Genomic DNA, 23,460 nt, shown 5'->3' with positions numbered 1-23,460 from the left:
CGGCGTTGCCTGACAGGTGAGCCGGCCGTTTTCAGTGATGCAGTTACAACGTGTTAGAGATTGAGGGGCAGGCAATGGATTTTGAATTAAACGAAGATCAGCTGGCATTCAGTGACATGGCCAGCACCTTTGCAGAGAATGAATTGCAACCCCATGCCGGCGAATGGGATCAGCAGCAGATCTTTCCCGTGGATGTATTACGGGCAGCCGGTGAGCTGGGGTTCTGTGGCCTTTACAGCCATGAAGATGTGGGCGGGCTGGGATTGTCCCGGCTGGATGCCAGTATTATCTTTGAGCAACTGGCCATGGGCTGCACCTCAACCACGGCTTACCTCACCATTCATAACATGGTGGCCTGGATGATTAGTGAGTTCGGCAATGAAGATACCCGCCAGCAATGGTGCCCGGACCTTACCTCCGGCCAGAAGCTGGGGTCTTATTGCCTGACCGAACCGAATGCCGGATCGGATGCCGCCCATCTGAAAACCACCGCCCGGCAGGAGGGCAGTGATTATATTCTTAACGGCAGTAAAATTTTTATCTCCGGTGCCGGCAGCAGCGATTGTCTGGTGGTGATGGCCCGGACCGGTGGCGAAGGTGCAGCCGGTATATCCGCCTTTGTGGTGGATGCCCGGGCAGAAGGCATTGAGTACGGCCGCAAAGAAGACAAGATGGGCTGGAACAGCCAGCCAACCCGTATGATCAGTTTCAGTGATGTGCGTGTTTCTGCCACGGCGATGCTGGGTAAACCCGGCGACGGCTTTAAGATTGCCATGCGCGGGCTGGACGGTGGCCGGGTGAACATTGCCACCTGCTCAGTCGGCACGGCTCAGCAGGCACTGAATCAGGCCCGGGATTACATGCACGAGCGCAAACAGTTCAGCCAGCCGCTGGCGAACTTTCAGGCACTGCAGTTCAAACTGGCGGAGGCCAGCACCGAACTGGTTGCGGCCCGGCAAATGGTGCGTATGGCCGCTGCCCGGCTGGATGCGGATCACCCGGACAAAACCACTTATTGTGCCATGGCAAAACGTTTTGCCACCGATGTCGGCTTTCGGGCGGCGGATGAAGCCCTGCAGATCTTCGGCGGTAACGGCTATATCAAAGAATACCCGCTGGAACGTTACGTCAGAGATAACCGGGTGCACCGGATTCTTGAAGGTACCAACGAAATTATGAATGTGATTATTGCCCGCCGGCTGTTACTTGAAGACGCCGCAGCAATTGTTTAACAGATATCCATAAGGCAGAAGGAAGATCATGATGACCGATGCTCTGATGCTGGAAAAGCGTGGCAACATTGCCGTGCTGACCATGAATAATCCACCGGCGAATACCTGGACGGCTGAGAGCCTGAAGGGGCTGAAAAAACTGGTGGAGGATCTCAATCAGGATAAGCAGATTTACAGCCTGGTGATTACCGGGCAGGGGGAAAAGTTCTTTTCTGCCGGCGCAGATCTGAAACTGTTTGCCGAAGGGGACCGCAGCGTTGCCCGTGATATGGCCCGCTATTTCGGTGAAGCCTTTGAAACCCTGAGCCGTTTCCGTGGTGTATCCATTGCGGCAATTAACGGTTTCGCCATGGGCGGTGGCTTAGAGGTTGCGCTGGCCTGCGATATTCGGATTGCAGAAGCGCAGGCACAAATGGCGCTGCCGGAAGCCAAGGTAGGCTTGCTGCCCTGCGCCGGCGGCACCCAGAACCTGACCATGCTGGTCGGTGAAGGCTGGACCAAACGGATGATTCTGTGCGGAGAACGGCTGAAGGCAGATAAAGCGCTGCAGATTGGTCTGGTAGAAGACGTGGTTGAACAGGGGCAGGCCCTGGAAGCGGCACTGGCAATGGCTGAAAAGGTTGCGGACCAGAGCCCCACTGCGATTGCAGCCTGTAAGCAACTGATTCAGAACAACCGGTCCCAGCACTGGGATCAGGGTTACATTCTTGAACGCGAACTCTTTGTCGACCTGTTCTTTACGGAAGATCAGAGCGAAGGGGTGAATGCCTTTCTGGATAAGCGTAAACCTGTGTGGCAGAACAAGTAGGAGTACCGGATGAGTTGTGTGCTGTTTAACGAACTGACCACGGCGTCTGGTCATAAAGTTGGCCGGATGACCCTGAATGCAGAACGTTCTCTGAATGCGCTGACCCTGGACATGATCGAACTGATGCTGGCGCAGTTACAGCGCTGGCAACAGGATGATGCTGTGGTCTGTGTGTTTCTGGACGGCGCCGGTGAAAAAGCCTTCTGTGCCGGCGGTGATGTGGTCAACCTGTACAAGGCGATGACCGGTGACGGCGATGAGTTTTTCCCGGAACGCTTCTTTACCCAGGAATACCGGCTGGATTATCTGTTACATACCTACAGCAAGCCGCTGATTTGCTGGGGCCATGGCATTGTGATGGGCGGTGGTATGGGGCTGATGAGCGGCTGCAGTCACCGGGTGGTTACCGAGCGCAGCCGGCTGGCGATGCCGGAAGTTACCATAGGTTTGTATCCGGATGTGGGCGGAAGTTGGTTTCTTAACCGTATGCCGGGCCGAACCGGTTTATTTCTTGGCCTGACCGGTAATTCAATGAATGCTGCAGATGCCCTGTTTCTGGGGCTGGCAGACCGCTTTATTGCAAGTGAATGCAGACAACAGGTTCTGAATGATCTGTGTGAGGCCGACTGGCAGGGGAATGCGCAGACGGTAGTAGCCTCTGTTCTGCGTCAGCTGGAGCAGAATTCCCTGAATGACTGGCAGGCAGACTCGCCGGTACGGGAGCATTTTGAAGTCATTAATCAGTTGATGGATCAGGACTCAGTGATCGATATGGTCACTGCGCTGCAAACGCTGGACACCGACGATAAATGGTTACAGCGTGCCCGGCAGGCTATCAGCCACGGCAGCCCTCTGGCAATTCATCTGATTGCCCGTCAGTTGCAGCGCTGCCGGCATTTATCCCTGAAAGAAGTATTTCAGCAGGAACTGGCGCTGTCGGTACAGTGCTGTCGTCACCGGGAATTCCCGGAAGGTGTCAGGGCATTGCTGGTGGATAAAGACGGTGCACCACAGTGGACATTCAATACCCTGGCAGACGTTGATCCAGCGATTGTGGACGAGTTTTTCACCAGCCCCTGGGAAGTGAATCCGTTAGCGCACCTGGGTACAGAATAATAATGACAGTTTTGCCTGTTCAGACAGGCTAAGAAGAGGACAGAAAGATGGCAACAATCGGATTTATTGGTTTAGGGAATATGGGCGGCCCGATGGCGGCTAACCTGGCGAAGGCCGGCCATCAGGTTAAAGTATTTGATCTTTCAGACGCCGCATTAAAGGCGGCTGCTGATCACGGTTGTAACATCATGGGCAGTGCTGCTGATGCCGCCCGTGACAGTGAGTTTGTTATTTCCATGCTGCCAGCAGGACAACATGTGGAAGCGGTGTATCTGAACGGTGACACGCCGTTGTTTGATGTAATTTCCGCTTCAGCGCTGATTATCGACTCGTCTACCATTGATGCGGCAACGGCCAAAAAAGTTGCGGCTGTCGCTGCCGAACGGGGCCTGAGTTTTATTGATGCGCCGGTTTCCGGCGGTGTGGGCGGTGCCGTGGCTGGCACACTGGCATTCATGGTCGGCGGAGACGATGCACAGTTTGCCCGGGCGAAACCTGTGCTGGAATGCATGGGTAAGAACATCTTCCATGCCGGTGATCATGGCGCAGGGCAAATCGCCAAAGCCTGTAACAACATGTTACTGGCGGTGCTGATGACCGGTACCTGTGAAGCCCTGAATATGGGCATGAAGAACGGCCTTGATCCGGCGGTGCTGTCGGAAATCATGAAGCAGAGTTCTGGCGGTAACTGGGCACTGAACGTGTATAACCCGGTGCCGGGGGTGATGGAAAACGTGCCCTCATCCAACGACTATCAGGGCGGTTTCCAGGTGGATCTGATGTACAAGGATCTGGGGCTGGCCATGGGACTGAGCCAGCAGAGTGAATCGCCGATTCCGATGGGCTCGCAGGCCCGGGCATTATTCAGCCTGCATAAGTCCAAGGGCAATGGCGGGCTGGACTTCTCCAGCGTGCTTAAGCTTTATCAGGACCAGTAATTCCTGAGTGCTACAACCTGTTTTGTTCGCCGGCACTGCCGGTGGACTGGCTACCAATAAAAATAACAAAGCCCTTTATTCCGGTCTGACCTGACCGATGGTGTGCTATGGGCTTCATGGAGTGAGAAATGGCGAATCAGCAAAGCGATTATGCGGTGCAGTATCAGGCAGCTCAGCAAAACCCGGAAGCTTACTGGGCGGAGCAGGCGGGCAACATCAACTGGTTCAGCCCGCCCCAGACAACCCTTGAAGCCCTGCCTAACGGCAGCCACCGCTGGTATCCGGACGGTGAACTGAATTCCTGCTATCTGGCGCTGGATCAGCATCTGGCGACACGGGGCGATCAGGTCGCCCTGTATTATGATTCTCCCGCCAGTGGCGTAAAACAGGCCATCAGCTTCCGGGAATTACACGAACAGGTGGCCCGTTTTGCCGGTACTCTGAAAGGTCTGGGAGTGACCAAAGGCGATACCGTGGTTATCTATATGCCAATGATCCCGGAAGCGGCAGTTGCCATGCTGGCCTGTGCCAGAATTGGCGCGGTGCATTCAGTGGTCTTCGGCGGTTTTGCCCCGAATGAGCTGGCCATCCGCATTGATGATGCCCGGCCGAAACTGATCCTCACCGCGTCCTGCGGTATCGAGTTTGAAAAGCTGATTGCCTATAAACCGCTGGTGGATAAGGCGGTTGATCTGGCGACCCACAAACCCCTGCATACGCTGGTATGTCAGCGACCGATGCTGCAGGCGGACATGGACCCGGCACGGGATCTGGATTGGTATGACTGCCAGCAGGGTGCTGAACCGGCTGACTGTGTGCCGGTGCAGGGCAAAGATCCGCTGTATATTCTTTACACCTCCGGCACCACCGGCGCACCGAAAGGTATCGTGCGGGATAACGGTGGCCATGCGGTTGCGCTGAACTATGCACTGCATAATGTTTACGGCATGCAGGCCGGTGATGTCTGGTGGGGTGCTTCAGACATTGGCTGGGTAGTCGGCCACTCCTTCATTGTTTACGGCCCGCTGATGGGCGGTTGCAGTGCCATTTTCTATGAAGGCAAACCGATCCGTACCCCGGATGCCGGCGCATTCTGGCGGGTAATCAGCGAGTACGGTGTGAATGCCATGTTCTGCGCACCGACAGCCTTCCGGGCGATCCGTAAAGAAGACTCTGACGGCACCCTGAGTAAACAGTATGACCTGAGTAGCCTGAAACGTTTATTCGTGGCCGGTGAAAAGCTGGACTCATCTACCTACCACTGGCTGGATGATTTACTTGGCGTGCCGGTCATCGACCACTGGTGGCAGACCGAAACCGGCTGGCCGATGACCTCGCCGATGATGGGCTGGGATAACCCTTCAGCTTCCCGCTTAGGCTCCACCAACAAACCGATTCCCGGTTATGACATTCAGGTGGTGGACGGTGCCGGCCAGCCGGTAGAAGCCAATGAAACCGGCAATATTGTGGTGAGCCTGCCAATGCCGCCGGGCGTTGCCTGGGATATCTGGAACCAGCCGCAGCGTTTCACTGATTCCTATCTCACTGCTTTCCCTGGCTTCTATCACACCGGTGACGGCGGCTTTAAAGATGATGAGGGCTACGTGTACATCACCGGCCGTACGGATGATGTGATCAACGTATCCGGTCACCGGCTATCCACCGGGGAGATGGAAGAAGTGGTATCGGCCCATCCGGCAGTGGCTGAATGTGCCGTGATCGGCATGCAAGATTCACTGAAAGGCCAGTTGCCGGTGGGGCTGGTGGTCCTGAAAGGGGATGTGGATATTGATCCTGACGTACTGGAAGCCGAACTGGTCCAAATGGTACGTGAGCAGGTGGGGGCACTGGCCTGCTTCCGCAAAGCGGTGGTGGTACAGCGGTTACCGAAGACCCGTTCCGGCAAAATCCTGCGGGCCATCTTGCGTAAGATCGCTGCCAATCAGGATTACAAAATGCCCTCTACCATTGATGATGAAAGCATCCTTGGGGAAATTACCGACATCATGCACCGCTCAGGCATGATCTGAACAAACCTGTTTTCAAATGACACTGACAAAGAAGAGACGAATGCCATGCAAATAAAAGACAAAGTGTTTGTGATTACCGGCGGGGGGCGCGGTCTGGGGCTGGCAATGGCTCGCCATCTGGCCGGGCAGGGCGGCATTCTTGCACTGATTGATCTGGACGCACAGGTACTGGATGCTGCGGTAACTGAGTGCCAGAGTCTGGGCGGAACTGCCCACGGTTTTGTCTGCAACATTACCGATGAAGCAGCGGTTGAAGCGACCTTTGCACAGATTAAAGAGAGCTGCGGTGGCGTACACGGGCTAGTGAATAATGCCGGCCTGATGCGCGACGGCATGCTGATCAAAGTGAAAGACGGCGAATTACAGGCCAAAATGGGGCTGGATCAGTTCCGCTCCGTCTTTGATGTGAATGTCACCGGCACCTTCCTCTGTACCCGTGAAGCGGCCGCCATTATGGCACTGCAGGGGGAGGGCGGTGTGATCGTCAATATTTCTTCTGTATCCCGTGCCGGTAACATGGGCCAGACCAACTACTCCGCCACCAAGGCCTCGGTGGCAACCATGGTGGTTACCTGGGCCGGTGAACTGGCCAGACACGGTATCCGGGTGGGCGGCATTGCCCCGGGTGTGATCGCCACGGATATGACCGCGCAAATGAAACCTGAAGCCGTAGAGCGAATGGTGAAAGCCGTTCCTCTGCGTCGCTTAGGGGAAGTGGAAGAAATGGCCCACACCCTGCAATACATCATCGAAAACGACTTCTTTACCGGCCGGATCATCGAAATGGATGGCGGGTTGAGGATTTAACCTCTGCTGTTTCATTCTCTCTGAGGGAGTTATCGTGCAAAACGATAGCTCCCGGACTATTCTTTCTTTGTCCTCAGTTACATTGCTAATCTGTGCGTACAGGCAGTGATCAAAACATGCGTGCTTTTTTGAAGACAATGGCGCTGATGTTAAAAAGTTATTTATATTCAATGTCTTACTTTTTCTGGTTTTTTCGCTTTGGCAGAAAAATGCGTACCCCCATTATTAAAATGCTAACTGGCGGGAGTGAAAAAATGAGCAAGCTAGCAATCACATTTTTCTGGTTACTCCTGTTTGCAAACTCGCCGGTAATAGCAGAATTACGATATCCGTACTATGCCAATGAAGAGCGGGCTTCATTAATTATTAACCAGTACACAAAAATTGAAATTGGCAGTACTGCAAAAGAAGTTCTCAGCGTATTACCTCAACCGGATGAAATTCGTGATTTGTATGAACCCAAAATGTATAAGCCTGATATTATTGGCTCAACATATTGGTACATCATACAAAGAAAGGCAGAGTCAGGTTCTGTTATCGAAAAAGACGAAAAGCTTGTAAGGGTTTCATTCGATCTCAAAGGCAGAGTTACAAAAGTAGATAAATGGGGCTTTTAAAAGCGGCTGACAAGACACAACATGTCGAACCTTCGGTGCCGGATCTTAAAACCCTTTCGCGGTTTTCCGGTTCATGTGCGCAGCGTTACAAACAGGGAAAGTATGAGTTTCGAGGACAGACCTTATTTAAAGGAAGTACAGCTTAAACGCGATGACGTCGGCGATTTTGATGTATATCCCTTTTGTATTCCCGCAGTAAAAGAACTCGATGTTTTAGAATTTCACCCGGATGTTACTTTTTTTGTGGGGGAAAATGGAACAGGCAAGTCCACTCTTATTGAGGCAATCGCTGTTTCGCAGGGTTTCAATGCTGAGGGGGGCACTAAACAATCGACATTCTCCACAAGCAGAACCCACTCGGAGTTATATCAATTCTTAAAAACCGTTAAAAGTTTTAAAAAGCCGGGAGATGGCTACTTTCTCAGGGCTGAGAGTTTTTATAATTTAGCCACTTTAATGGATGAGGTTGGTTATCTTAGTGGGTATGGCGGAAAGTCTTTGCATGAGCAGTCCCACGGAGAGTCTTTCATGGCGACATTAATCAATAAGCTCAGAGGAAATGGCCTGTACATAATGGATGAACCTGAGGCTGCTCTTTCACCGGCCCGGCAGATGGCAGCAATATCTGCCATTCACCAGTTGGTTCAGGAAAACTCACAATTCATTATCGCCACTCACTCTCCGATACTGCTTGCTTATCCCAGGGCTAAGATATACCAGTTCTCAGAGTCCGGAATATATGAAGTGTCTTATGAAGATACTGAACACTTTGAAATCACACGGGATTTCCTCAATCGCCATGAAGAAATGATGAAAATTCTGATGGAGGATTAGTAAGTGTGTAATAAAGCAAAGCAGCAGGGGTTTTCGGTCCGTGCCTCGCTAACGCCCGTCCCTGTTTGCGGTGTTAAAACACGGCAGAGGGGCGGATCTTTCCTTTTGCATATTTTGGTAAACTGGCAAAAAACAAGACTTGACCCCGTTAATTATTATTTTGATCCTAAGCCGTATTGATAGTGGGCCGCTGCTTTGGCTCATAGACGAGTTTAGACATGAATAAAATTGAGTTTGTAAGTTTCAGCCAGACGACCCCGGATGATCTGCTGCCCATTGTTAATGAGCCTGCCCTGAGAACGCATCTGGTTGACCATCCGTTATTTGATTCTGTCAGTATCAGAGAATGGATGAACGAAAAGATCAGTACAGATGCTTTACCGGGTTGCCAGGTTCGGGCAGTGCTTATAGATGGAGTACTTGCTGGCTGGTGTGGGATTCAGCCGGATGATGACGGTTTTGAAATTGCGATTGTTATTTCCAAAGCATTTTGGGGATCCGGTATAGCAATATTCACTTCTATGATGGGCTGGGCCAAAGCGTTAGGGCATCAGGAAGTGATGTTCCATCTTCTTGAAACCCGCCCTGAATACAGAGTGTTGAAAAGAAAAGCCAATAAAGTCCAAAAAACCGAGCTTTTGGGCCGAAGCTTCACGACTTATTTTCTATCGGTAGATAAGTGGTTTGCAGAGTGACTGAACGTAGCCATGGGGTCAGTTTTTTTGCTCATTAAATAAGCAAAAGGAAGGTCCTGTTCTGTTTTACTGCGTATTCGCAGGTTAACTACCTTCCCTTGAGTCGGTATTTGGTACTTCTTCAGATTCTGGGCTTGTTTGGCCTATTTCTGGGCATACAGTGCCTGTGGCTACCCACATCTGATATTGCGGAAACATTTTACACAGGAGCTCAACTTCCTCTGCTCTTGCACGGCCTCCTGTTTTACGAATAGTTGTCCAACGGCTGTATTTAGTCCCTGTTTTTTGTGCAAGGTCTTCCGTACTTAAATCTATGTAATTCAGTAGTTTACGTATTCTGTCGTCTATGTTCATGATTTTTCTAGAAATTATATCTAGATATAATTTGCATATAAGCTAGAATGCTTCTATCCAAACTTCACTTCTAGATGAATAGTTTGCTGATAGTTCTTCAAAATTCAAAGTACAACTCTATAGGCAACAGCATGGATGCACAAACGCCGAGACGGTTTATTCAACCTAAACAAGGTACTTACAGGGAGGTAGTTCAGTTATGGACCCGTTATTTTCATCGCAGCAACCTGCTTCAGAGCTGACTCATAAACAATTAATGGCGCTATCTGCCTTTATTGGTGGGTTGGCTATGCTCAGTTTTAGCCTGAACAGAAGGGGAGCGCATACTGTGTTTCACAGCACGGGGAATACTGTGTACTTACAGATTCTGAAACCGGTACAAGAAGATGAACCGCCGCTGGATATGGCGGGAGACCTTGCAAAGCAGGATGGAATCCGCCGAAGGGAAGGGGATAGTTATCAGAGTGCAGTGTATTTCGAAGGGGAGTTAAACATTACGGCAACTTACACACAGGCACAGGCGATGTTACATGGCTGGAATGAGTATTTGCTTGATGTTGAACGTAGCCTCAAAGCATATCGCTGCCGATAGATAAGAACCTCATGTCAGGGCAGAACAAGATAGTATTCTGCTCTGGCCGCTTGGTTTTTTATTCGTGCGCATCATGTGTAAAAGCACAGTTAAGGCCTGGCCTGACACTGATTGTACCCCGATTTCCCGAACAGCTGGTTAAACCAGAAGGCCCATACAATACGTTCTTCTCATGCGCGAACTCCCCCGGGTGAACATGTACATAGCTGATGATCAGTTCCTCACATGAATAGCGTTGTCCGGTTGCGGATATTTTAAACAACACCTTTCCCTGCAGTTAAATGTCGTTGTTGATCACCCGGCACTTTGCCAACTGTGGCTACAGCTACGCGCTGTTGTGTGACCGGTCGCCACTGGTGCAATTTGCAGCAACGGTTCAATCCAGCTCTGTAAGGCCGGTGAAGGGCATTTAAGTGTTTTTGCAGAGCATTTGCAGGCTGATCAATTTATGTACATATTTTTTAATTTCATACAATAGCCATTACTTTCCTTTAGCTATAGTCCCGGCACCGAAGATGAATATCTAAGTGACTGAGGGATTACGTTAGACATGTATCTATACAAAGAGGTTGAATCTGTTGTGAGAGGATATTGCCGTTCCTTTCCGATAGAGCTAAAAGAAGCGAAAGGTTCAATTGTTAAGGATTCAGGTGGCGTTGAATATCTGGATTTTCTAATGGGCTGCGGCAGCTTAAATTATGGCCATAACGATCCTGATTTAAAACAACAGCTTTTAGAATATATAGGTTCGGATGGTGTCGCCATGAGTCTGGACTTTTATTCAACCGCGAAGACGGACTTCTTGTTTGCATTCAATCAACTGATACTGAAACCGAGAAACCTGCAATATAAGGTTCAGTTCACCGGGCCGACAGGTGCAAATGCAATTGAAGCGGCGGTTAAACTGGCTAAAAAAGTCACTGGTCGCAGTGACGTAATTACTTTCACTAACGGATTTCATGGCTGTAGCCTCGGTGCGTTATCGCTAACCGGTAACAAATTTAACCGTGGTTCTCAGCATAACCAACTCCCCAGCGTGCTACGGCTCCCTTACGATAACTATAATGCGGCTGATGCAGCCATATTTCTGGACTATGTTCGCACGGCGGTGGGGGACCCCTCCAGCGGCATTGATGCTCCGGCGGCAATCGTCGTGGAATGTATACAGGGCGAAGGGGGACTAAACGTTGCTTCAGCTGACTGGCTTAAAAAAATACGCCATTTAGCAGATGCACTCGGATGCCTGCTGATTGTTGATGACATTCAGGCAGGATGTGGCCGTTCCGGCGACTTTTTCAGTTTTGAATTTGCCGACATCCGGCCTGATATCGTCACACTGGCAAAATCGATCTCAGGTTTTGGCCTGCCTATGTCACTGGTGCTGATCAATCCTGTTTACGACAGCTGGTCTCCTGCCGAACATAACGGCACATTCAGAGGCAATAATCACGCATTTGTAACCGCAACCGCAGCATTAAAAAAGTACTGGTCTGATGCGTCAGTTTTACAGCGGTTCCGTACCAATGCCCTCTATTTAGAAAATAAAGTACAAACGCTTTGCGATACCTACACCCTGGGCTTTAAAGGTAAAGGGATGATGCTGGGGATCGATTTGTATAACTCAGAAGATGCTCATCAGGTTCAGAAGTATTGTTTTGAAAATAAACTCATTGTTGAACGCTGCGGCCCTTTTGATGAAGTACTTAAATTTTTACCGGCACTTAACGTCAGCAGGGAAGAAATTGATCAGGCTATTAATACTGTTCAGCGCTCGGTTGAGCATATGCTGGCAAAAAAATATCAGCGTGTTGGTAATAACTCAGTTTTACAGGAAGTGGTTGCATAAATGAAAAATACATATGATTTAATCGGTATCGGTTTTGGACCGGCAAATATTTCTTTAGCCGCATTTTTGGAAGAAGAACAACCGGATGTGAAAGCGTTATTTCTTGAAAAGAGAAATAATTTTGTCTGGCAGGAAGAAATGTTGTTTGAAAACGCTCTGGATATTCATTCCAATATTCAGAATATTCCACACCGGGATTTGGCAACTCCGAGAAGCCCTCGCAGCAGATATACATTTATGAATTACCTGCATGAGCAGGGCAGGCTGTTTCAACACCTGAATATGGACCTGATGATGCCAATGCGGCCTGAATACGCAAAGTATATTAAGTGGTGCGCAGATGAATTATCTGCACAGACACAAACAGGGGTTAACATTGATAGCATTGAATATGTAGAAGGTGCTGATATCTTTAAAGTTTCCTCTTCAAACGGTGAAGAGTGGCACACCAGAAATGTTGTCCTTGGGCATGGCCGGGAACCAAGTATACCTGAGGTGTTTCGTCCCCACCTGGGGGAGAATGTTTTTCATTTCACCCGTTATAAAAGCTCTGTTAAAAGTCTTTATAACAAAGGTGCCAGAAAAATTGCGATTGTCGGCAGCAGTCAGACAGCTGCTGAGCTTCTTCTGCATACAACAAAAGAGTATGAAGATTTAGAGGTTCATATAATCATGCGCCGGTTTGCCTTTCCGCTGAAGGATACCAGCCCTTTTATGAGTGAAATTTATTTCCCAGAATTTACTGACCTGTATTACCGGGCTGACAGCGATCTGAAAAAACGTATTGATCAGGATGTTTACCGAACCAATTATGGCGCTGCAGATATGGATGTCATTGAGGAGGTTTACCGACAAATTTATCATGATCAGCTGCGTGGCTGTAACAGAATCAAAATGCACCGGTTAAGCGATATAACACAGGTGAGTGTGGACGGGGCAAATGTCATCATTGATATTGACAATAACATGGAAGGTTCATCTTACTCTGAAGTGTTTGACGGCGTAGTGATTGCGACCGGCTTTGTTAACTATGGCAGTGCTGCCGGAGAAATTAACATTCCGCCACTGCTTTCCAACGTAATTCAGTTGTTGGAGATAAAAGACAACAGTGTGTCCATTACCGGTGCCTACGAACTGGAAACAGTGAAAAGTTCAGCTTGTCGTATCTTCCTGAACGGCCTCAGTGAAAGCAGTCACGGAATGGGGGATGCCGGATCACTTAGTCTTGCGTCATTACGTTCAGCTACCATTGCAACAAAAATACTGGAAAAGACTGTGCCGGAAGAGGAACTAAGCTGTGCAGTATGAGCTGGTAGCACTGATCGCAATGCTAACGTCGGTGATCGGTACGCCGGGGCCAAATAACATCGTGTTGTTTGCTTCCGGCCTGGGCCGGGGATACCGCAGAACCCTTCCTTTATTGCTGGCGATTAATGCCGGGGTAACCGGCATTGTGTTCGCGGCATATCTGGGGGCGTCATACCTCAGTAAATGGATACCCGTCATCGAAGAATATCTGGTTTGGGTTGCCTTCACTTTTCTGATCTATATGGCTTACTCCATGTGGCCGAAGAATGAAACTGTCGCAACAGAAAAGCGGGATGAAGTGACTCTGCCGGCGTTGAATATGTTCTTCTTTCAGGTCTTTAATCCCAAAATATGGGTGATAGCACTGGGCGTAATTTCCACGTTTCATGCAACGGTTGATTTACTGACGATTTGTATTGTTACCCTGATTGTGGGCATCGTGCTGAATAGCCTGTGGGTGATTATGGGCGGGATCGCAAACAGTATCAGTGATACCTCTGAGCGCAATATATCGAAAACAGGTTCGTTGCTGATGTTGCTGACAGCGGTTTACTTTTTCGTTTACTGATTCAGTATTTAAGAGTAGCTAAGACCGTTTTTATAGATACCCGGGGACACACCGAATACTTTTTTAAAATTTCTGCTCATATGACTCAGGTCGAAAAAGCCGCATTTTAAAGACGCTTCGGTGATGTTCTCGTTCTGATCGAGCAGCTTCTTTACCTGATTTATCTTGGTAATAATCATGTACTGATGAGGTGTGATATTAAACTCTGATTTAAAGTTACGTATTATCTGATGTTTTTTCATCCCGGTCAGTTGGCATAGATCATCCAGTGAAATATTCTGCGCAAAATCATCATGTAAAAACTGCCGTACCTGCGCGTTCTTATAAGAATCAAAATTATATTTGCCCGACCTGTTTTTATTACTGCCGTATCTGGAATACAGGCTCTGTAATGTTTCCAGCAATAGTGTTTCTCTGGATAGGGTAAAGCAGGTGTTTTCAAATGACTGGTGTAGCTGTATCAGCGCTTTATATATGTATTTGTCTGAAATGATGGGGTGTTCAATAAAGGGCTGCCCTTTATAATGAATACTGTCGAGCGTGTCTGCCAGAAAATCCATGTCGAAATAGAACATCCGGTAGCTCCAGCCCTGTTCATCACAGGTGAATCCGGTATGAACCTCAGAGGGATTCAGTGCAATAACTTCTCCCTTGCCGGTGGTCAGTTTATTTCCACAATAATCTATACCTTCCGTCCCTTCGAGAATGATGCCGATCGCCAGTTCATCGTGCCAGTGTTTAGTGTACTGAAACTGTTTAAAAGAGGCTTTAAATAAAGAAATATCTTTGAAATCATGAGGCTTCCATGCTTTTGATATGCATTCCATCGCGTTTCACCTGATTAATTTTTATCGCTAATGTTAATTATATTATTGTGGCGGACAGTCCGTTTTCTCTTTATACAGCGAATTTATGACCATGGAGTACAGAACTATACTGATCCTGCATGAGAATGAAAATACTTTATCTTTTTGACGCCAATAGCCAGTGAAGAAAAGACTGGGTAATTCTTTGCTGACCGTGAATACGGTTCTGAGTGTCGCCAAACCCGAAAAAAAGACTGTTCCGGAAGGTATGGAGTCACTCATTTTATGGCATCACCGGAATCAGCGCTGGGCCTCATTCCCCTGGGCCTGATAACTGTTGTCATCCTTACCGCAAATAACGATGTTGCCTATCTGTTACGCAGCGCTGGTATAACCGCCCTTAACGGGTAGTCCAGAGAATCAGGGTAAACCCCAGATGTCTGCTTTTGGCTGCGGTTGGAGCGTACTGACAAAACAGTTGCAGGGTCTGATTCCAGCCAACTCTGTTACTGCCTACTTAGGCGCCAGCCCCAGATCATCCAGCCGCATCAGAATTTCTGTTTTACGGGTTTTGGCCACATCCAGCCAGTGCTGGTTTTCCCGTGCACCTATAATGGCGTAAATCGAATTCATGCCCATGCCTTTCATCGGTTTGATTCTGGCGTAGAGCTCGTAAGGGTCGGTGGCCATGAATTCTTCAACCGTATGAATATCCACCTCTGCCAGTATTTCTTCACTGCGGGGGCCGAAGCCATTCAGGTCGCGGAGCCGTTTGAGCGCTTTAGGGTAGGGGGAGTCCATGGGTGTTATCAGTGCCTTAAACGTTATTTTGTAGCGGCCATTATAGCGCTGCTGCTCAGATAGAAGCCGCCACTTAAGTAGTTTATTTTACGTTGTGCTTGTTTGTTAGCTAACAGGGCTTTTGCGCTGGTTGCAAGCAGTGCGTAGCCGGTTAATACCAGCGCGGCAGAGGCAAGTGCTGTCAGTATCAGTACGGAATATTGTAACAAGTGATTCCCGGAAGGATCGAAAAACTGACTGAGAAACGCCATGTAAAATACAATTGATTTCGGATTTAGCAATGCAGTGAAGAAACCGGATACAAAACTGTTTTTTACGGCTGTATCAGAAGCTGCTGCGGCCGTTACTTCAGTCTGTCTTGCCTGTTTTATCTGGCTAATACCAAGATATGCCAGGTAGATAACCCCAGCCCATTTCACCGCCATAAATAACATCGCTGAAGTTTCAAGAATAGCACTGACACCCAACAGGGATAAGATAATCAGAATCGCGCTGCCAACTGTGCCACCGGCAATGCACATGAACGCCGCGCTCAGGCTTCTGGTCAGGGCAACCCCTGTGGTGAGTAAAACACTGGGGCCAGGAATCAGTGAAAGAAGGGTGCAGGCAAGTGCATAGGCGAGCCATGTATCAGGTTGCATTATGAGGTCGTCCCTGGTTTGTCGGTGTGTTGTAAGCCCTGACGTTGAAGGATTCGGCAGAACTGTTTTCAAGATACCATTAAGCCGGATGGATGCAGAACAAAAGTTACCGGTGTTTGGGAGTGTTTATCAGGAAAGGCAGGCTTTGCCTGCAGGGTGCTATTGTAATGCGCATGTCTGTGCGCATAATGTTTACTTATAAGTAACTTTTAAGTCACTCTTAAAGTAGCCAAAGGGAAAGCCTATGCAGCCTTTATATGACGAGTTAGCGCGGAAGAAAGCGACTAATCTGAGCATTAACAGTGATTTGCTGGAAAAGTCCCGGGCGTTAAATATTAACTTATCAGCCACGCTGGAAAAGGCATTACGTGAGCAGTTGGCGCTGGCTGAGGCTGATTGCTGGCGGGATGAAAACCAAAAGGCGATTCAGGTATATAATGCTGTCGTTGACGAACACGGATGTTTCGGAGATGAATTCAGGGAGTTTTGATGGCGCAGTTCGATGTTTACCTTAATCCGTCTGAACAGAGCAGGAAGCGTTTTCCGTTTCTGGTGGATGTGCAAAGTAATGTCCTTAATGATCTGAATACCCGAATCGTGATTCCTATGGGGTATAGCGAGCATTTCAGCGAGAAGCCGCTTAACAGGTTAACCCCGGAAATCACTTACGAAGGTATTTCATATCTGTTGCTAACGCCTCAGTTATCATCAGTGTCAGAAAAAATTCTCCGGCAACCGTTGGGAACACTTGAGCATTTGCGGCTGGAGATACTGGCTGCGGTTGATTTTGCCATATCAGGGATTTAGCGGAGGTCAGGCTGTGAATTGTCTTTTTGAAACAGAGCGCCTGACGGTGAGCGAATTTGTTGCTGCTGACACTGAAGCAGGTGAAAGGGCTTTTTTAAATCAGGTCATCAGTGTACTTACCCCGGCGGTTGCAGAGAATCTGCCGGATTATTTTCACGGGATAAACACTTCGCAAACGGCAGGTGAATGGCTTGAAAGAATGCTGGCCGAAAGCCGGTTGTTTACCGTTGCGCATCAACAATCTCCTGATTTGGCAGGGTTTATATTTGTGTACGGTTCAGACGCCTCCAATGTGCATCTTGGCTATCTTCTTAAAGAGTCGGAATGGGGCAAAGGGCTGGCCAGTGAAATGCTCACCGGGTTTATCGACTATGCCGGGGAGGAAACTGCCTGGGAAGTACTCATTGCCGGAGTTGATCCGGCGAATGTGGCATCTGCAGGCTTGCTCAAAAAGCTAAATTTCATTCGTCAGCCAGTGGCGGACGAAGGTTCGCATTTTTATCACTATCTTTTTAACCGGTAACTGGCAGATGCAAAAACACCCCGTAGGTGCGGGGCGTTTGGTTCAGGTTTATTGATTGCTCAGATTGCCAGAGCCTGGAAGTAACCTATATCTGGCGGGGCCTTCAGGAAGGCCTGTAACTGAGCCAGTACACCGTTGTTCTTGATGAATTCAAGATAGGCCTGATGGCTTTCAACCGAGTGCCATTCTTCGTCCAGCAGTATTTCTGTATGTTCAGCGTTTATCAGCACTTTAACCTGAAGGTTACCCTGAAATTCCCGTACGCCCGGCAGGTTTGCTGCAAGAAACGTCTCCAGTTCCGGGTATTTTTCAGGTTTGATGGCGCAGTTAAGCGTGACTCTGACAGTCATGGTTTTCTCCTGTTGATTTAAGTTATAAGCACTTTAACCAGACAGATGAAAGGGAACTGCTTAAGATCTGCCAAAATTATCCTTTTTCGGTCAGGTGAGTATTTAATTTGTGGCTTTGTGTTGTTTAGGCGTCGTTCCGTACTGGCGCTTGAATGCCCGGATAAAGTTAGACACATTGTCATAGCCGACGTTCAGGGCGGTGTCTGTCACTGACATTTCCTGTTGTTCCAGTAAATCTTTTGCGCAGCTGAGACGTTTTTCCTGCAACCATTGTTTCGGTGGCATGTTATAGATTTGCTTAAAGTCACGGTTGAAGCTGGACAGGCTTCTGCCGGACAGGCTGGCAAGATCACTGACACTTAAGCGGATGATGTCCTGCTGGCTGAGCAGGCGCGTCAGATTACGCTTTGGAGGGGCGGTACTGACGGCTGACAGGCTGGTGAACAGAGTGGCCTTATCATGGTTGTCGGTCAGCAGATATAACAGTTCGTGGAGTTTGGCACTGAGGTAACCCGGTTCGCCGATATGGCTGTGAAGTGAGGTGAAAAAAGCTTCTAAATGGGGATTGTCGGCTAATACACACAGGGCCGGTTGGGTACTGCTTTCACTGTTACGGTACTGTGTCTGACTCAGGAAACTGTGGATGATACGGTCATCAAAGAACACCAGATAAGCTTTCAGGGATTCGGTCTGTCTGACGAAATCGGAATGCAGGTTCAAACCCTGAGGAATAAATACCGCATCGCCTGCCAGCAGTTCGGTGGTTTTGTTATCACTGCCGGTGATGACTTCGCGGCCATTTTCAATGTAGATAAGGCAGGGAGTGTTGGTATAAAACTCAATGTCGGTCAGATCCTGCTGCAGGGATTTATGCAGGATGGCTGAGTTCTGATGGTGGCTGATTACCCGGATATCCTGCATATCAAACAGGGCCTGAGGAATCACCAGAATATTCGTCTGAGTATGCTGAAAGATGGTTGCCATACGTCCTGTCCCTGCCGGTAAATACTATCTCAGCGATGTTATTCTCACGTAAAATAAAACGCCCCGGCAGACCGGGGCGTTCAGGGTTTGATCGCGGTTTACTCTATCAGCTTTCAGCGATGAACGTTAACTGCCGAGCAGCAGTTTGTCATCGTCCAGTGCTTCATCACCGCCACGGGCTTTGGCGAACAGTTCAAGCAGGTCGCTGACTTCATAATTGCCGCGGTCTTCACCGGAAAGGTCAAAGACAATTTTGCCTTCATGCAGCATCAGGGTACGGCTGCCGAAATCCAGTGCCTGTCGCATAGAGTGGGTGACCATCATAACCGTGAGCTGCTTTTCTGCGATGATCTGCGCGCTGATGTCCATAATCAGTGCTGCGGTCTTCGGATCAAGGGCAGCAGTGTGCTCGTCCAGTAACAGAATGCTGCTTGGCTGAAGCGCAGACATCAGCAGGCTGACAGACTGTCGCTGTCCGCCTGACAGCAGCCCCATTTCTGAATCGAGACGGTTCTCCAGCCCCAGGTTCAGGCGGCTTAACTGCTCGCGGAAGATCTGCCGCAGTTTGTCATTCAGGGCGAATGACAGCTTGCCCCGTGAGCCGCGGCCATAAGCCAGGGCCATGTTCTCTTCAACCGTCATGGTGGCGCAGGTGCCTGCCAGCGGGTCCTGAAATACCCGGGCAACTTCTTTGGTACGCCCGGTTGCCGGGATTTTAGTAACGTCTTTATCGCCGAACAGAATCTTGCCACCGCTGGCGGGAATGTCGCCGGCCACGGCGTTCAGCAGGGTGGATTTACCCGCCCCGTTGGAGCCGATAACCGTGACGAATTCTCCCTGAGGGATTTCAAGATTAACCCCCCGCAGGGCTTTCTTCTCGGTGGGCAGGCCAGCGTTAAAGGTTACCCGGAGTTGTTCACAGCGGATCATGCGTCACCTCCATTGGCTTTAATTGCGGCCTGTTTGGCTTTCCATTCTTTACGCAGCTGTGGCAGTACCAGCGCCAGACCCACCAACAGGGCGGTGATCAGGTTCAGGTCCGAGGCGTTAAAGCCCAGGAAGTCAGCATTCAGCGCGAAGCCAATGGCGAGCCGGTAGAGAATAGAGCCAACAATGCAGCTGCAGATGATAATCAGCATTTTACGGCTGCTGAGCAGGGTTTCACCGACGATTACCGCCGCCAGACCTACAACGATGGTGCCGATACCCATGGTTGAATCAGCAAAACCGTTGGTTTGGGCAAACAGGGCACCGGCCAGAGCCACCAGACCGTTCGACAGAGCGAGGCCTGCGTAGACCTTTTCCTTCACTACAATGCCGTTGGCCTGTGCCATCCGTTTGTTCGCCCCCACAGCCCGCATTGCGAGGCCGTACTGGGTTTTCAGGAACAGCGCCAGCAGAATGCCCACGGCAATGACACAGAAGCCCACGAAAAGCGGCTTCATGTACATATTTGGCAGGCCAAGGCCTTCAAACGGGGTCAGTACTGTCGGGTCGGTGATCAGCGCCAGATTAGGCTTACCCATCACCCGCAGGTTGATGGTGTACAGCGCCGTCATGGTCAGGATACTGGCCAGCAGGTGCAGAATGTTAAACCGCAGGTTAAGCCAGGCGGTCACAACACCGGCTGCCGCACCGGCCAGACAGCCGGCCAGCGTAGACAGGTAAGGGTTGATACCAGAAACGATCAGGGCAGCGGTGACCGCTGCGCCCAGGGTAAAACTGCCGTCTACCGTCAGGTCCGGGAAGTCCAGCACCCGGAACGTCAGATACACGCCCATGGCGACCAGCCCGAATATCAGGCCGATCTCCAGGGTACCCATGAATGAAAATAAAGACATTGTAGGGGCTGTTTCCTTACTCGATCACTTGGGTCGCACGTTCGGTAACGCTGGCAGGGATTTCGATACCCATGCGCGCTGCCATTTTCGGGTTGATTGCCAGGTTAGTCCCTTCAGCAAACTTAACCGGGATGTCGCCGGCTTTTTCGCCGTTCAGAACACGCAGAACCAGTTCACCGGTCTGTTTACCCAGATCGTAATAGTTGAAACCCAGCGCAGCGATTGCACCGCGGGCAACGGAGTCAGTATCGGCAGCGAATACCGGGATCTGGCCGTCGATACCGGTTTTAACAACCGCTTCCAGTGCCGAAATAATGGTGTTATCGATCGGGCAGTAAATTGCATCGGCTTTACCGATCAGCTTTTGGCTGGCCAGGGCCACATCTGATGATTTAGGGGCCGGGGCTTCAATGATTTTGATGCCTTTTTCTTTGGCAATAACCTTCAGTGCTTCAACGCTGGAAACGGCGTTTGGCTCACCCGGGTTGTATGGCACACCCAGAGTTTTCAGGCCCGGCATGATTTCCTGCAGCAGTTCCAGTTGCTGTGCCAGTGGCAGCATGTCAGACAGACCGGTGACGTTGCCGCCCGGCTGTTCAACATTGCTGACGAGCTTGGCGCCCAGTGGGTCAGTTACAACTGAAAAGATAACCGGGATATTTTCGCTGGCAGACACCGCTGCCTGAGCAGAAGGGGTGGCAATGGCAACGATCAGATCAGGTTCTGAACCGATCATTTTACGGGCGATCTGAGCGGCAGTTGCCGGGCTGCCCTGTGCGCTTTCAAAGGTAAACTTAAGGTTTTCTTCGTTATAGCCGTTTTCCATCAGGCTGTCTTTAATGCCTGCGCGAACTGAATCCAGTGCCGGGTGTTCAACAATAGCGGTGGTCGCAATGTAGGTCTGATCAGCTGCCTGTGCAGCAGTGCAGAATACGCCGGCTGCCAAAGCAGCAGCCTTGGCAAATGTGGTGAATTTCATGGTGTTAACTCCAAATTTAACGGGGTCGCGGCTTATATTAAAGCATTGTAAAGAAGTGTCTGGCGGGGCTGATAAAAGCCGTAGTCGCGCAGAAAGTGCCTACCTTAACCGGATTGCTATTCAAAGTAAAAATGCATGCCTTTGAGGGGGCTATATTAGTGTCTTCTTATCTGTTAGTGGCTTATCGCATTTGCTTCAAATGTGCCGCAAATACTTGATTTATCATACAGATCTGGTGCTTGTTCATTTTCAGTTAATGTTTGGTTGGTTAAACATTATATATAATATATCAATCACCCAGGAGGAGCCTTTCCCCGGTTGCTGCGAATGCTGACTGCAGATCTTTCGTGAGTGCGCCAATCTGAGAAATACCTGATCTATAACAATAAAAATGACCCCGCGCAGAGGATGTATTCATGAGGAATAATCAGCCAGTCCATGATCTCGAAGTATTGTGCAAAGAAGGTACCCCCCTGGTATCCACCACCGATAAGAAAGGCCGGATTGTGTTTGTTAACGACGCCTTTGTGGATATTTCAGGTTTCACCCGTGATGAATTAATTGGCCAGCCTCATAACATGGTGCGCCATCCGGATGTGCCTCCGGCAGTATTTGCGGATATGTGGAGCAAACTGAAACAGGATAAACCCTGGATCGGCATTGTTAAAAACCGCTGTAAAGATGGTGGTTACTACTGGGTAAATGCTTACGTTACCCCGATCAAGGAAGCCGGTGAAACGATCGGCTATCAGTCTGTCCGTACCAAACCTAATGATCAGCATAAAAGGATGGCAACGGCGACCTATGCCCGTGTGGCTAGGGGGGGCCGGCAGCTGAGCCTGCGGAATCTGTCACTCAGCGCCCGTCTTGGGACCTATGGCCTGATACTTCCCTGGCTGGGGCTGGGAGGGGCCTACCTGAGCGGTTTCAGCCTGCCGGGTGTGATTGTCGCAGGTGCGCTGACAAGTGCACTGGCTATTGGTCTGAACTGGTCTTCACTGGGCCGCCTGCGTGCGCTGGAGAGCCGTTCCAGAGCGATAATCGACAGCCCGGTGCTACAGGAAATGTATGTGGGATCGGTGAACGAAATCAGTCAGATCAGCCTTTCGGAAGCGGTTCAGGAAGCCAGAATCCGCTCCGCCAGTGAGCGGGTCGGGTATTCCGCTCAGCGGGTACATGCCCACAGTACCGATTCGCTGGAAATCGCCGAACAGGTCAGTGAAGCAATGGAACGGCAGGTTGGCGAAGTGGAACGCGTTGCGGTGCATATCGAGGAGCTTTCCCAGGCGATTGAAGAAGTGGCCGCCAATGCCACCCGGACATCCGATGAAACCAGCCTGACCAATCAGGTTGTGGAGCAGGGCAAAGACGTCGTTGATACCACGGTGAGTTCGATCATGGAATTGGCTACCCGGGTTGAGCAGGCGGTCGTTCAGGTTGAATCGTTACGTTCATCTGCACTGGACATCGCAGAAGCAACCAGTGTGATTACGGACATTGCCGATCAGACAAATCTGCTGGCACTGAATGCGGCAATTGAAGCTGCCCGGGCCGGTGATCAGGGCCGGGGCTTTGCGGTGGTTGCGGATGAGGTACGGACCCTTGCGCAGCGGACGCAGGATACCACGCGTACCATTGATGCCGTGATCGAGCGATTGGCAAAAGAGTCGCAGCAGGTGGCAAGTTCCATGGAAGTGGGTCAGACCCAGGCACAAAATTGTGTTGGCCATGCGAATCAGGCTGGAGAAGCGCTGGAGAGTATTCTGCAGTCCGTGCATAAGATCGCAGATATGAGCAGTATGATTGCCGCTGCATCGGTTGAACAAAGTGCTGCCGCCACTGAACTGAGTGAAAACCTCACAGGGATAAAAGATTCATCGCTGGGGGCGCAGGATGCCGCCGGCAGGGCTTATGAATCCAGTCAGGCGTTATCTGCAACCGCCAAGGAAGTTGTACAGAGCGTTAACGTCTGAGCGTTCGCAT

25 protein-coding genes are annotated in these 23,460 nt (G+C 50.0%); 17 read left to right on the top strand and 8 right to left on the bottom strand.

Annotation, left to right across the window (positions count from 1 at the left end; all coding sequences use genetic code 11):
- Positions 1-74 precede the first annotated feature (74 nt).
- From PCI15_RS15200 to PCI15_RS15140, 13 genes are all read left to right on the top strand, one after another.
- A complete protein-coding gene (locus PCI15_RS15200) occupies positions 75-1,232 on the top strand; it encodes an acyl-CoA dehydrogenase family protein (protein WP_271270787.1) in 1,158 nt (385 codons plus the stop codon).
- 31 nt (positions 1,233-1,263) lie between these two features.
- Positions 1,264-2,040, top strand: a complete 777-nt coding sequence (locus PCI15_RS15195; RefSeq protein WP_271274629.1) for an enoyl-CoA hydratase — start codon at positions 1,264-1,266, stop codon at positions 2,038-2,040.
- 9 nt (positions 2,041-2,049) lie between these two features.
- Positions 2,050-3,156, top strand: coding sequence for an enoyl-CoA hydratase/isomerase family protein (locus PCI15_RS15190; RefSeq protein ID WP_271270786.1), 1,107 nt, complete (start codon positions 2,050-2,052; stop codon positions 3,154-3,156).
- A 47-nt stretch (positions 3,157-3,203) separates the two neighbouring features.
- Positions 3,204-4,094 carry a 3-hydroxyisobutyrate dehydrogenase gene (mmsB, locus tag PCI15_RS15185; protein WP_271270785.1) on the top strand — a complete coding sequence of 297 codons (891 nt, stop codon included), beginning with the start codon at positions 3,204-3,206 and terminating at the stop codon, positions 4,092-4,094.
- 128 nt (positions 4,095-4,222) lie between these two features.
- Entirely contained in the window at positions 4,223-6,124 is a 1,902-nt protein-coding gene (locus PCI15_RS15180; RefSeq protein ID WP_271270784.1) for a propionyl-CoA synthetase, read from the top strand.
- A gap of 45 nt (positions 6,125-6,169) precedes the next feature.
- Entirely contained in the window at positions 6,170-6,931 is a 762-nt protein-coding gene (locus PCI15_RS15175; protein WP_271270783.1) for an SDR family oxidoreductase, read from the top strand.
- A gap of 116 nt (positions 6,932-7,047) precedes the next feature.
- Positions 7,048-7,548, top strand: coding sequence for a hypothetical protein (locus PCI15_RS15170; protein ID WP_271270782.1), 501 nt, complete (start codon positions 7,048-7,050; stop codon positions 7,546-7,548).
- 102 nt (positions 7,549-7,650) lie between these two features.
- Positions 7,651-8,382: an AAA family ATPase gene (locus PCI15_RS15165; protein WP_271270781.1), complete on the top strand. Its 732-nt coding sequence runs from the start codon at positions 7,651-7,653 to the stop codon at positions 8,380-8,382.
- A gap of 218 nt (positions 8,383-8,600) precedes the next feature.
- Positions 8,601-9,077 (top strand): GNAT family N-acetyltransferase, encoded by a 477-nt coding sequence (locus tag PCI15_RS15160; RefSeq protein WP_271270780.1) that lies wholly within the window; start codon positions 8,601-8,603, stop codon positions 9,075-9,077.
- A gap of 553 nt (positions 9,078-9,630) precedes the next feature.
- Entirely contained in the window at positions 9,631-10,023 is a 393-nt protein-coding gene (locus PCI15_RS15155; RefSeq protein ID WP_271270779.1) for a hypothetical protein, read from the top strand.
- Between the two features lie 550 nt (positions 10,024-10,573).
- Positions 10,574-11,869, top strand: coding sequence for a diaminobutyrate--2-oxoglutarate transaminase (gene ectB / locus PCI15_RS15150; RefSeq protein ID WP_271270778.1), 1,296 nt, complete (start codon positions 10,574-10,576; stop codon positions 11,867-11,869).
- Positions 11,870-13,177: a SidA/IucD/PvdA family monooxygenase gene (locus PCI15_RS15145; protein WP_271270777.1), complete on the top strand. Its 1,308-nt coding sequence runs from the start codon at positions 11,870-11,872 to the stop codon at positions 13,175-13,177.
- Positions 13,167-13,745, top strand: coding sequence for a LysE family translocator (locus PCI15_RS15140; protein ID WP_271270776.1), 579 nt, complete (start codon positions 13,167-13,169; stop codon positions 13,743-13,745). Before PCI15_RS15145 ends, PCI15_RS15140 begins: the two co-directional genes overlap by 11 nt.
- An 8-nt stretch (positions 13,746-13,753) precedes the next feature.
- Here PCI15_RS15140 and PCI15_RS15135 read toward each other — a convergent pair whose 3' ends face one another.
- The 3 genes from PCI15_RS15135 to PCI15_RS15125 form a co-directional block, all read right to left on the bottom strand.
- Complete coding sequence (locus PCI15_RS15135) at positions 13,754-14,572, bottom strand: AraC family transcriptional regulator (RefSeq protein WP_271270775.1); 819 nt, start codon at positions 14,570-14,572, stop codon at positions 13,754-13,756.
- A gap of 492 nt (positions 14,573-15,064) precedes the next feature.
- Positions 15,065-15,352, bottom strand: a complete 288-nt coding sequence (locus PCI15_RS15130) for a TfoX/Sxy family DNA transformation protein (protein WP_271270774.1) — start codon at positions 15,350-15,352, stop codon at positions 15,065-15,067.
- Between the two features lie 23 nt (positions 15,353-15,375).
- Positions 15,376-15,993: a LysE family translocator gene (locus tag PCI15_RS15125; protein ID WP_271270773.1), complete on the bottom strand. Its 618-nt coding sequence runs from the start codon at positions 15,991-15,993 to the stop codon at positions 15,376-15,378.
- A gap of 244 nt (positions 15,994-16,237) precedes the next feature.
- On the opposite strand from PCI15_RS15125, the gene PCI15_RS15120 reads away from it, so the two are divergent.
- From PCI15_RS15120 to PCI15_RS15110, 3 genes are read left to right on the top strand one after another with little or no spacing between them, the layout of a single operon-like run.
- Positions 16,238-16,483 (top strand): type II toxin-antitoxin system CcdA family antitoxin, encoded by a 246-nt coding sequence (locus PCI15_RS15120; protein ID WP_271270772.1) that lies wholly within the window; start codon positions 16,238-16,240, stop codon positions 16,481-16,483.
- Positions 16,483-16,800: a CcdB family protein gene (locus PCI15_RS15115; protein WP_271270771.1), complete on the top strand. Its 318-nt coding sequence runs from the start codon at positions 16,483-16,485 to the stop codon at positions 16,798-16,800. Before PCI15_RS15120 ends, PCI15_RS15115 begins: the two co-directional genes overlap by 1 nt.
- Positions 16,742-17,323 (top strand): GNAT family N-acetyltransferase, encoded by a 582-nt coding sequence (locus tag PCI15_RS15110; RefSeq protein WP_271270770.1) that lies wholly within the window; start codon positions 16,742-16,744, stop codon positions 17,321-17,323. Before PCI15_RS15115 ends, PCI15_RS15110 begins: the two co-directional genes overlap by 59 nt.
- Before the next feature lie 59 nt (positions 17,324-17,382).
- On the opposite strand, the gene PCI15_RS15105 is transcribed toward PCI15_RS15110, so the two are convergent.
- The 5 genes from PCI15_RS15105 to PCI15_RS15085 all read right to left on the bottom strand — a co-directional run bounded on the left by PCI15_RS15105 (position 17,383) and on the right by PCI15_RS15085 (position 21,477).
- Positions 17,383-17,673, bottom strand: a complete 291-nt coding sequence (locus PCI15_RS15105) for a putative quinol monooxygenase (RefSeq protein WP_271270769.1) — start codon at positions 17,671-17,673, stop codon at positions 17,383-17,385.
- Positions 17,674-17,775: 102 nt separating this feature from the next.
- Positions 17,776-18,657 (bottom strand): AraC family transcriptional regulator, encoded by an 882-nt coding sequence (locus PCI15_RS15100; RefSeq protein WP_271270768.1) that lies wholly within the window; start codon positions 18,655-18,657, stop codon positions 17,776-17,778.
- A 126-nt stretch (positions 18,658-18,783) separates the two neighbouring features.
- Positions 18,784-19,587: an ABC transporter ATP-binding protein gene (locus PCI15_RS15095; RefSeq protein ID WP_271270767.1), complete on the bottom strand. Its 804-nt coding sequence runs from the start codon at positions 19,585-19,587 to the stop codon at positions 18,784-18,786.
- Positions 19,584-20,498 (bottom strand): ABC transporter permease, encoded by a 915-nt coding sequence (locus PCI15_RS15090; protein WP_271270766.1) that lies wholly within the window; start codon positions 20,496-20,498, stop codon positions 19,584-19,586. Before PCI15_RS15090 ends, PCI15_RS15095 begins: the two co-directional genes overlap by 4 nt.
- 16 nt (positions 20,499-20,514) lie before the next feature.
- Positions 20,515-21,477, bottom strand: coding sequence for an ABC transporter substrate-binding protein (locus PCI15_RS15085; RefSeq protein WP_271270765.1), 963 nt, complete (start codon positions 21,475-21,477; stop codon positions 20,515-20,517).
- A 416-nt stretch (positions 21,478-21,893) separates the two neighbouring features.
- Here PCI15_RS15085 and PCI15_RS15080 point away from each other — a divergent pair, with 416 nt between their 5' ends.
- Complete coding sequence (locus tag PCI15_RS15080) at positions 21,894-23,450, top strand: methyl-accepting chemotaxis protein (protein ID WP_271270764.1); 1,557 nt, start codon at positions 21,894-21,896, stop codon at positions 23,448-23,450.
- The last annotated feature ends 10 nt before the right edge of the window (positions 23,451-23,460 follow it).

The sequence above is a fragment of the Aliamphritea hakodatensis genome (genome assembly GCF_024347195.1).
GTDB lineage: Bacteria > Pseudomonadota > Gammaproteobacteria > Pseudomonadales > Balneatricaceae > Amphritea > Amphritea hakodatensis.
Note: the sequence above shows the minus strand (reverse complement) of the source record. Positions and strands in the feature narration are given on the sequence as shown.

Excerpts from the sequence above, each read along its gene's own strand:
- PCI15_RS15175 (WP_271270783.1), top strand. The coding sequence starts at position 6,170 with ATGCAAATAAAAGACAAAGTGTTTGTGATTACCGGCGGGGGGCGCGGT.
- PCI15_RS15115 (WP_271270771.1), top strand. The coding sequence starts at position 16,483 with ATGGCGCAGTTCGATGTTTACCTTAATCCGTCTGAACAGAGCAGGAAG.
- PCI15_RS15095 (WP_271270767.1), bottom strand. The coding sequence starts at position 19,587 with ATGATCCGCTGTGAACAACTCCGGGTAACCTTTAACGCTGGCCTGCCC.
- PCI15_RS15195 (WP_271274629.1), top strand. The coding sequence starts at position 1,264 with ATGACCGATGCTCTGATGCTGGAAAAGCGTGGCAACATTGCCGTGCTG.
- PCI15_RS15125 (WP_271270773.1), bottom strand. The coding sequence starts at position 15,993 with ATGCAACCTGATACATGGCTCGCCTATGCACTTGCCTGCACCCTTCTT.
- PCI15_RS15135 (WP_271270775.1), bottom strand. The coding sequence starts at position 14,572 with ATGGAATGCATATCAAAAGCATGGAAGCCTCATGATTTCAAAGATATT.
- PCI15_RS15155 (WP_271270779.1), top strand. The coding sequence starts at position 9,631 with ATGGACCCGTTATTTTCATCGCAGCAACCTGCTTCAGAGCTGACTCAT.
- ectB (WP_271270778.1), top strand. The coding sequence starts at position 10,574 with ATGTATCTATACAAAGAGGTTGAATCTGTTGTGAGAGGATATTGCCGT.
- PCI15_RS15190 (WP_271270786.1), top strand. The coding sequence starts at position 2,050 with ATGAGTTGTGTGCTGTTTAACGAACTGACCACGGCGTCTGGTCATAAA.
- PCI15_RS15090 (WP_271270766.1), bottom strand. The coding sequence starts at position 20,498 with ATGTCTTTATTTTCATTCATGGGTACCCTGGAGATCGGCCTGATATTC.
- PCI15_RS15165 (WP_271270781.1), top strand. The coding sequence starts at position 7,651 with ATGAGTTTCGAGGACAGACCTTATTTAAAGGAAGTACAGCTTAAACGC.
- mmsB (WP_271270785.1), top strand. The coding sequence starts at position 3,204 with ATGGCAACAATCGGATTTATTGGTTTAGGGAATATGGGCGGCCCGATG.
- PCI15_RS15180 (WP_271270784.1), top strand. The coding sequence starts at position 4,223 with ATGGCGAATCAGCAAAGCGATTATGCGGTGCAGTATCAGGCAGCTCAG.
- PCI15_RS15085 (WP_271270765.1), bottom strand. The coding sequence starts at position 21,477 with ATGAAATTCACCACATTTGCCAAGGCTGCTGCTTTGGCAGCCGGCGTA.
- PCI15_RS15080 (WP_271270764.1), top strand. The coding sequence starts at position 21,894 with ATGAGGAATAATCAGCCAGTCCATGATCTCGAAGTATTGTGCAAAGAA.
- PCI15_RS15130 (WP_271270774.1), bottom strand. The coding sequence starts at position 15,352 with ATGGACTCCCCCTACCCTAAAGCGCTCAAACGGCTCCGCGACCTGAAT.
- PCI15_RS15100 (WP_271270768.1), bottom strand. The coding sequence starts at position 18,657 with ATGGCAACCATCTTTCAGCATACTCAGACGAATATTCTGGTGATTCCT.
- PCI15_RS15105 (WP_271270769.1), bottom strand. The coding sequence starts at position 17,673 with ATGACTGTCAGAGTCACGCTTAACTGCGCCATCAAACCTGAAAAATAC.
- PCI15_RS15145 (WP_271270777.1), top strand. The coding sequence starts at position 11,870 with ATGAAAAATACATATGATTTAATCGGTATCGGTTTTGGACCGGCAAAT.
- PCI15_RS15120 (WP_271270772.1), top strand. The coding sequence starts at position 16,238 with ATGCAGCCTTTATATGACGAGTTAGCGCGGAAGAAAGCGACTAATCTG.
- PCI15_RS15160 (WP_271270780.1), top strand. The coding sequence starts at position 8,601 with ATGAATAAAATTGAGTTTGTAAGTTTCAGCCAGACGACCCCGGATGAT.
- PCI15_RS15200 (WP_271270787.1), top strand. The coding sequence starts at position 75 with ATGGATTTTGAATTAAACGAAGATCAGCTGGCATTCAGTGACATGGCC.
- PCI15_RS15170 (WP_271270782.1), top strand. The coding sequence starts at position 7,048 with ATGCGTGCTTTTTTGAAGACAATGGCGCTGATGTTAAAAAGTTATTTA.